The organism is Mesorhizobium sp. WSM4813, from assembly GCF_055811555.1.
Genome location: NZ_JBVVQU010000042.1, coordinates 53,656 through 61,415 on the forward strand (window position 1 = coordinate 53,656; position 7,760 = coordinate 61,415).

Consider the following 7,760-nt stretch of genomic DNA (forward strand, 5'->3'; position numbering starts at 1 on the left):
GCTCGTGGCCGCCCTTTTTCACTGCAGTGCAAATTCCGCTGCGTTGTTTCCGAATGCGCTGGCGCCGTGGTCGGCACGTCCGACCATTTGTCGGAATCCAGCGAAAAGCTCGCGGCCGAAGCCGAATTCATTGCCGACAAGATCGCTGTCCGCTGCTCGCCGCAGCGCGAAATCGGCTGCCGGCACCAGCACTTCCAGCGTTCCGGCTTCCGCGTCGAGCCTGACGATGTCGCCGTCATGGATCCTGGCGATCGGCCCGCCCTCGACCGCCTCCGGCGTCACATGGATCGCCGCCGGGACCTTGCCGCTCGCGCCCGACATGCGCCCGTCGGTGACCAGCGCCACATGCTGCCCGCGATCCTGCAGCACGCCGAGCACGGTGGTCAGCCTGTGCAGCTCCGGCATGCCGTTGGCTTTCGGTCCCTGGAAGCGGATGACGGCAATGAAATCGCCGGTCAACGTGCCGGCCTTGAACGCCTCGTTGAGCCCTTGCTGGCTGTCGAACACCTTGGCCGGCGCCTCGATGATGCGCCGTTCCGGTTTCACCGCGGAAGTCTTGATGACGGCATGGCCGAGATTGCCTGAAAGCATTTTTAGCCCGCCGGTCGGTTGAAACGCCTTCTTGAACGGCGCCAGCACCTTCTCGTCGCCGCTTTCGCGCGGCGAGGCCTCGCGCACCACGCCGCCATCGGCGCCGAGCTTGGCCTCGACCGCATAGGGCCGCAGGCCTTCGCCCCAAACCGTCTGGACGTCCTCGTGCAGTATGCCCTCGTCGAGCAATTCGCGGATCAGGAAGCCGAGCCCGCCGGCCGCATGGAAATGGTTCACGTCGGCAAGGCCGTTCGGATAGACCCGCGCGAGCAGCGGTACGGCTTCCGAAAGGTCCGAAATATCCTGCCAGGTAATGGCGATGCCGGCTGCGGCTGCCATAGCGATCAGGTGGATGGTGTGATTGGTCGATCCGCCGGTGGCGTGCAGGCCGACGATGCCGTTGACGAACGAGCGCTCGTCGATCATCCGGCCGACCGGCGTATAGGCGTTGCCGAGCGCGGTGATCGCCAGCGTTCGCTTCGTCGCCTCCCGGGTCAGCGCGTCGCGCAACGGCGTACCGGGGTTGACGAAGGAGGCGCCGGGCGTGTGCAGGCCCATGATCTCCATCAGCATCTGGTTGGAGTTCGCCGTGCCGTAGAAGGTGCAGGTTCCCGGCCCGTGATAGGATTTGGACTCGGCCTCGAGCAGTTCGGCCCTTCCCGCCTTGCCTTCGGCGTAGAGCTGGCGGACCTTGGCCTTCTCGTCGTTGGGCAGGCCTGTTGTCATCGGTCCGGCCGGGATGAACACCGCCGGCAGATGGCCGAAAGTAAGCGCCGCGATCATCAGCCCCGGCACGATCTTGTCGCAGACGCCAAGAAAGACCGCCGCGTCGAACATGTTGTGCGACAGGCCGATCGCCGCGGCCATGGCGATCACATCGCGCGAGAACAACGACAGCTCCATACCGGGTTGGCCCTGCGTGACGCCGTCGCACATCGCCGGCACCCCGCCGGCGACCTGGGCAATGCCGCCGGCCTCGCGTGCCGCGTCCTTGATCAGCGCTGGAAATGTCTCGAAAGGCTGATGCGCCGACAGCATGTCGTTATAGGAGGTGATGATTCCGAGGTTCGGCACCCGGTCGCCGCCAAGTGCCACCTTTTCCGAAGGGCTGCAGACGGCAAAACCATGGGCGAGGTTGCCGCAGGAAAGCACGGCTCGGTTTGCGGTCCGGTGCGAGGCCTCGGCGATGCGGCCGAGATAGGCCTCGCGCCCTGGTCTGGAGCGTTGGCGGATGCGCTCGGTGATGGCTTCGATGTCGCGTCTCGCGGTCATAGCGTCGGTCCTTTCAGGCGAGGTCCCGCAACACCGTCCGGCTATCTGCCGGGACCCCTCGGCAAGTTGAAATCAGGATGCCCAGAAAACCTCTACCGGCCTCTCGGCTGCGTCGAGCACGGCACGAATGGGTTTTCGTGTTTCCGATCCTATCGCGCTCTCGAAAGCCTTGCGCTTGTCTTCCCCTTCGATGTGCAGTGCGACGAAGCCGGCCCTGACGATCCGCGCCAGCGACAGCGTCAGGCGCGGTTCGCCGGCGCTTGCCGCGTGGACCGGGAACACGATCCTTTCCGAGGACGGGTCGAGCAGTTTTTCCAGATTGTCGGCGTCCGGAAAGAACGATGCGGTATGGCCATCGGTTCCCATGCCAAGCACGACCACGTCGAGCGGCCAGGGCAGCGACCGCAACATCCTGCTATCGGCCTCAGACATATCCTCGATGCTTTCCGCCTCTTGGTAGAGCGGCACAAAACGTGCGGCTGCGGCCGCGTTTTGCAAAAGATTGGCGGCGACCAGCCGGGCGTTGGAGCGCGGAGACGAGGCCGGCACACAACGCTCGTCGACCAGCGTCACAGTGACCTTGTTCCAAGCGATCGGGATATTCGAAAGCGATGCGAAAAATCTCGCCGGCGTCGTGCCGCCGGAAACGGCGAGCAGTGCCGTGCCGCGCTCTGCGATTGCATTGGTCAGGCGGCCTGCGACGTGCCCGGCAAGTGCTGCCGCCAGGTCCGGGCGTTCGGCAAACGCGTGCCAGCTGTAGGCGGTGCCGTTCAATTGCTCTCGTGCCATGTCCGCCCGTCGCGTTCGATCAGCGCAATCGAGGCCGAGGGGCCCCAGGTGCCGGCTGTATAGCCCTGCGCCTCTTGCCTTCCGTTTTCCCAGGCGTCCTGAATCGGGTCGATCCACTTCCACGCTGCCTCGACCTCATCGCGGCGCATAAACAGCGTCTGGTTGCCACGGATGACGTCCATGACCAGCCGTTCATAGGCGTCGGGTGCGCGGCCGTCGAAGGATTGCGCGAAGCTCATATCGAGCGGTATCTGGCGCAGCCGCATACCGCCCGGCCCCGGATCCTTGATCATGATGAACTGCTTGACGCCCTCGTCGGGCTGCAGCCGGATGACCAGCTGATTGGCGGAGATCGGCCCGGCGCTGTCGCCGAAGATCGAGTGCGGGATCGGCTTGAATTCGATGACGATCTCCGAGACGCGGGTCGCCAGCCGCTTGCCCGTCCTGAGGTAGAACGGCACGCCCGCCCAGCGCCAGTTGCCGATTTCGGCCTTGAGCGCGACGAAGGTCTCGGTGTTGCTGTTCTTGCCGAGTTCCTCGACATAGCCTTTCACCGGCCCGCCGGCCGAGGCCCCGGCACGGTACTGGCCGCGAACGGTGTGCTTGGGGGCTTCGTTACCGTTGATGCGTTTCAGCGCGCGCAGCACCTTCAGCTTTTCGTCGCGTACGGCGTCGGCATCCATCGACGACGGTGCCTCCATCGCGACGAGGCAGAGAAGCTGCAGCATGTGGTTCTGCACCATGTCGCGCAGCGCACCGGCCTTGTCGTAGTAGGTGACGCGGTCTTCGAGGCCGACAGTCTCGGCGACGGTGATCTGAACATGATCGACATTGGCGGAATTCCACAGCGGCTCGTAGAGCGCGTTGGCAAAGCGCAGCGCCATCAGGTTCTGCACCGTCTCCTTGCCGAGATAGTGGTCGATGCGGAAAATCTGGCTTTCATGGAAATCATCGCCGACCAGATCGTTGAGCTCGCGTGCCGAGGCGAGATCGCGCCCGATCGGCTTCTCCAGCACGATGCGCGAGTTCGGCGTGATCAGCCCGTTCTCTCTCAGCTTGTGCGAGATGTCGCCAAACAGCGCCGGCGCCACCGCCAGGTAGAAGGCACGGATACATTCGCTGTCGCCGATCGCCGTCTTCAATTTGTCGAATCCCGCGCCGGTCGTCGCGTCGGCCGAGACGTAGGAAAGCCGGGCAAGGAACGTCTTCAGCTCCGTGGCGTCTATATCGGCCGGCTTCACATGGTCGGAAATCGCCTGCCTGGCGAACGCCTGGAATTCCTCGTCGGTCATTTTCGAGCGCGAGGTGCCGATGATGCGCGTCGGTTCGGAAAACTGATGGCCGCGCTGGCGATGGTAGAGCGACGGCAAGAGCTTGCGTTCCGAAAGATCGCCGGTCCCGCCGAAAATAATGAAGTCGAAAGGGTCGACGGGAATGATTTGGCTGGTCATGGTCTGTCCGCTTTAACGCCGTTCGCTGTGAAGCGGTCGATATAATCTAATCGATTTAGATTTTCCAGTGCCATGGCGTCACACCCCAAGGCCAATCGGGTTTTACCGATTGGTCCTGAGGTGTGCCCCTTGACACTGGCGCAACCCGGCGGCTTGTCGGCAACGTGTTCCGGGTGGCCTTCGCAGTTGCAGCATAGAGCGGGATCGAGGCGAAAGCCAAAGGAGAAATCGAGGGTATATTGATCTTTCGGCGGCCCTTGCCGGCGGCTGGCCGAGCGATCGTCTTCAATCATGAGTGAGAAAGCCATGCGCCTGGAAAACAAAGTTGCCATTATCACCGGTGCCGCGTCAGGTTTCGGCGAGGGTATCGCCAAGCGCTTTGCCGAAGAAGGCGCCAAGGTCGTTGTCGCCGACCTCAACGCCAAGGGCGCCGAACGCGTCGCCAACGAGATCGGCCGGGCGGCGATCTGGACCCAGACGGACGTCTCGTTGCGTTACGAGTTCGACGAGATGGTCGATGCCGCAAAGAGCGCCTTCGGCCGCATCGACATCATGGTCAACAATGCCGGCTACACCCATCGCAACGGCGATATGCTCGAGGTCGACGAGACGACCTTCGACCTGATCACGGCCGTCAACATGAAGGCGATCTACCACGCCGCTCTGGCGGTTGTGCCGGTCATGGATAGGCAAGGCGGCGGCGTCATCTTGACCACGGCCTCGACGGCCGGCATCAGGCCGCGGCCCGGCCTCACCTGGTACAATGCATCGAAGGGCTGGGCGATCACCGCGACCAAATCCATGGCGGTGGAACTCGCGCCGAAGAACATCCGCGTCAACTGCCTGTGCCCGGTCGCCGGAGAGACCGGCATGCTGGAAAAATTCATGGGTGCCGACACACCCGAAATCCGCGAGAAATTCCGCGCGTCGATCCCCCTTGGGCGACTTTCGACGCCGCTCGACATAGCCAACGCGGCGCTCTGGCTGGCTTCGGACGAGGCGGCTTTCATCACCGGCGTGGCACTGGAAGTCGACGGTGGACGTTGCATCTGAGCCGTCTGGCGCTGTCGGGTTCAAGTTTGACTTGATCGTTTCATCGCCCTCGCTGGACGCGGCGGCCGACTGTATTACAGAAGCCATCCGAGCCGTGGTGCGACGTCAAGGGATCGCCTGACCAGCCCTCATGCATGTCGCGCAAAAGTGCGCAGCGGTTTTGCGATAAAGACATGCATCAAAACAAGAACCTAAAGCGCGTCGCATGAATCCATTCAAACGCGACGCGCTTAGGCGCCGGTCTTGACGAAGCTCCTGTAGATCCAGCCGCGTTTGCCGTTATAGACGATCTCGCACCATTTCTTGCAGCCCATCACCTGAACCGAGGTCTTGGCGGGAACGGTGACTATGGCGGCCGCATTGTTCTTCGGGCCGGTGCGCATGGTGACGGCCCTGAGGATGCGTCCGGTGTCTGCCGCGCTCGCTTTCTTGGCCTCGACTTTGGCCTGGGTGCCATCGTTCTGTGTCGCCGCCGGCTCTCCCGGCTCCGGGTTGGGAATGGCAGCGGTTTGCGCCCCGTCCGTCGCCGTCTTGTCGGGAGCAGCAACTTTGGCAAGCAATGCTGCCACTTTGGTTTTCGCTGCTGGATCGGCAAATGCCGCCGCAGCGGACGACTTGTCTGCCGTTTTTTCAGTCTGGCCTGCCATCTGGCTGGATGTGTTCTTCGGTCCCGATCCTGTCCAGCGAGGATCATTGGGCGCCAGCGCCGCTATCTCGGCCTTCGCCGCAATGACCGCCGGCGAAACCGCCTCGGCCTTGCTCGTAGCCTGCTGCACCGCGGCGACCTTCGAGGCCGGCACGATCCTTGTTGTTTTTACCGGAATGCTTGAAACGATCTGCTCGGGACTCGCGACCGCTTGTCTCTCGTTGGCCGGCAATGCCAGCCATAGCGCCACCGCGGCCACCCCAAGCAGCGCTGCTGTGCCAAACGCGGCGATGACCAGATGCAGGTTCGACCGAATTTGCCGCCAGAACCTGGGCTGCATGTCGTAGCCAAACTGCATCGCAAAGCGCCGTCGTTCCGGCGTGCCGAAACTGAAGGGCTCTCTCACTCTTGCAACCTCCATTTGCGGGCCGACGTTCTTACGACCTGTGCCGGGAAAACCGGCATTTGGTCGGCATCAGTCCCAAACCAACGCGGGCAGGCCCGCAAAAGTCCCCGTTCAACTGCCCGAGCGGGCATCCTTTGCCGGCGATTGTGGCATCACTGCGCCCTTGCCGGGTGGATTCTGCACCTTTGCGATAGATTTTGCAACTTGCAAGGGACTTTGCAATCTATGGTTACACCCTGTCCCTCAGGGCATACCAGTTGAGCGCAAGAAAGAGCAGAGGCGCGCGGAAGCGTCGACCACCGGGAAAGGTCGGGATTTTCAGGTCCTCGATCAGCCTCAGCCGGTCCCGGTTGCCGGCAACGGTTTCGGCATAGAGCTTGCCGAAAAAGTTCGACAGCATGACGCCGTGGCCGGAATAGCCGCCGACCGAGATCACATTGGGCATCACCTCGCGCACGAAGGGTTTTCTCGGCATAGTGATGCCGACATAGCCGCCCCAGCCATGGGTGATCTCGACATCCCTGAGGTCAGGGTAAAGCTCGGCGATCTGCCGGCGGATGTGGACATGGATGTCTTTCGGATCGTTGACGGCGTAGATCTCGCGCCCGCCGAACAGCAGCCGCCCATCCGTCGATTTGCGGAAGTAGCGCACGACGAAGCGGGAATCATCGACCGCCTCACCCCCCGGCAGCACGTTTGTGTCAGCCCCCAGCGGCGCCGTCGCGCCGATGAAGGAGCCGATCGGCATGATATGCGCGGCACTGATCGGCTCGAGCGTGCCGCCATGGGCATTGACGCCGATCAGACATTTCTCGGCTGATATCGTGCCCTTCCGCGTCGTAACCCTGACCTTGGCGCCAAGCGACGCGATGCCGGTCGCCGGCGTCTGCTCGAACAGCTGCGCGCCCGCCTGCGCCGCCACCTTTGCCGTGCCGATGACCAGCTTCAGCGGATGGATGTGCCCGGTGCCGGTGTCGCGGGTGCCGCCGAAGTAGCGTGTCGAGCCCAACCGCTCCGCCGTCTCCTTGGCGTCCATGAAGGTGATGTGCGGATATCCGAAGCGCTTCGCCATGGTCTCGGCATGCGCCTTGTAATCGTCGACATAGCGCTGCTTGTGCGCCACCGACATCTGGCCGGGCATATAGTCGATCTCGATCTTGTTAACGGCGGCGAATTCGAGGAGATGCGCCTTGGCCTCTTCGGCGAGGTCGAACAGCGCCTTGGCACGGGAAAAGCCTAATTCCGCTTCCAGCTCCTCGGCCCAGGCGCGCTGGCCGGTGCCAAGCTGGCCGCCATTGCGGCCCGATGCGCCGTCACCGAAACGATGCGCTTCGATCAGCACGACATTGCAGCCGGCCTTGGCAAGGTGCGCCGCCGCCGACAGGCCGGTGAAGCCGCCGCCGACGATGGCGACGTCGCATGTCCGATCGCCGTCGAGCGCCGGGTATTCGGGCCGTGGGCCGGCCGTGTCCTCATACCAGGAGCGGCCGGGGGAGATTGGGGATTGGTAGGGCATGAAGCTCGGTTAGGGGAGTAGGGGAGTAGGTACGCT

At 63.2% G+C, this 7,760-nt stretch carries 7 protein-coding genes; 1 reads left to right on the top strand and 6 read right to left on the bottom strand.

The genetic code is table 11. From position 1 onward, the window contains the following. Nucleotides 1-18 precede the first annotated feature (18 nt). The 4 genes from edd to AC0L25_RS22665 all read right to left on the bottom strand — a co-directional run bounded on the left by edd (nucleotide 19) and on the right by AC0L25_RS22665 (nucleotide 4,396). Complete coding sequence (edd, locus tag AC0L25_RS22650; protein ID WP_473597551.1) at nucleotides 19-1,863, bottom strand: phosphogluconate dehydratase; 1,845 nt, start codon at nucleotides 1,861-1,863, stop codon at nucleotides 19-21. A 72-nt stretch (nucleotides 1,864-1,935) separates the two neighbouring features. After that, on the bottom strand, nucleotides 1,936-2,652 hold the full coding sequence (pgl, locus tag AC0L25_RS22655; protein WP_473597552.1) for a 6-phosphogluconolactonase: 717 nt from the start codon (nucleotides 2,650-2,652) through the stop codon (nucleotides 1,936-1,938). Beyond that, nucleotides 2,634-4,103 (bottom strand): glucose-6-phosphate dehydrogenase, encoded by a 1,470-nt coding sequence (zwf, locus tag AC0L25_RS22660; protein WP_473597553.1) that lies wholly within the window; start codon nucleotides 4,101-4,103, stop codon nucleotides 2,634-2,636. Before zwf ends, pgl begins: the two co-directional genes overlap by 19 nt. Beyond that, nucleotides 4,100-4,396 carry a hypothetical protein gene (locus AC0L25_RS22665; protein ID WP_473597554.1) on the bottom strand — a complete coding sequence of 99 codons (297 nt, stop codon included), beginning with the start codon at nucleotides 4,394-4,396 and terminating at the stop codon, nucleotides 4,100-4,102. Before AC0L25_RS22665 ends, zwf begins: the two co-directional genes overlap by 4 nt. Before the next feature lie 13 nt (nucleotides 4,397-4,409). Here AC0L25_RS22665 and AC0L25_RS22670 point away from each other — a divergent pair, with 13 nt between their 5' ends. Beyond that, nucleotides 4,410-5,156, top strand: a complete 747-nt coding sequence (locus AC0L25_RS22670) for an SDR family oxidoreductase (protein WP_473597555.1) — start codon at nucleotides 4,410-4,412, stop codon at nucleotides 5,154-5,156. Between the two features lie 230 nt (nucleotides 5,157-5,386). On the opposite strand, the gene AC0L25_RS22675 is transcribed toward AC0L25_RS22670, so the two are convergent. Together AC0L25_RS22675 and AC0L25_RS22680 are read right to left on the bottom strand one after the other, a co-directional pair. Continuing rightward, nucleotides 5,387-6,208: an SH3 domain-containing protein gene (locus AC0L25_RS22675; protein WP_473597556.1), complete on the bottom strand. Its 822-nt coding sequence runs from the start codon at nucleotides 6,206-6,208 to the stop codon at nucleotides 5,387-5,389. Nucleotides 6,209-6,437: 229 nt separating this feature from the next. Beyond that, nucleotides 6,438-7,724: an NAD(P)/FAD-dependent oxidoreductase gene (locus tag AC0L25_RS22680; RefSeq protein ID WP_473597557.1), complete on the bottom strand. Its 1,287-nt coding sequence runs from the start codon at nucleotides 7,722-7,724 to the stop codon at nucleotides 6,438-6,440. Nucleotides 7,725-7,760 lie beyond the last annotated feature (36 nt).

What these genes read in the sequence shown, in the direction of transcription:
- AC0L25_RS22680 (WP_473597557.1), bottom strand. Translation starts at nt 7,724, where the DNA reads ATGCCCTACCAATCCCCAATCTCCCCCGGCCGCTCCTGGTATGAGGAC.
- AC0L25_RS22665 (WP_473597554.1), bottom strand. Translation starts at nt 4,396, where the DNA reads ATGATTGAAGACGATCGCTCGGCCAGCCGCCGGCAAGGGCCGCCGAAA.
- edd (WP_473597551.1), bottom strand. Translation starts at nt 1,863, where the DNA reads ATGACCGCGAGACGCGACATCGAAGCCATCACCGAGCGCATCCGCCAA.
- pgl (WP_473597552.1), bottom strand. Translation starts at nt 2,652, where the DNA reads ATGGCACGAGAGCAATTGAACGGCACCGCCTACAGCTGGCACGCGTTT.
- AC0L25_RS22670 (WP_473597555.1), top strand. Translation starts at nt 4,410, where the DNA reads ATGCGCCTGGAAAACAAAGTTGCCATTATCACCGGTGCCGCGTCAGGT.
- zwf (WP_473597553.1), bottom strand. Translation starts at nt 4,103, where the DNA reads ATGACCAGCCAAATCATTCCCGTCGACCCTTTCGACTTCATTATTTTC.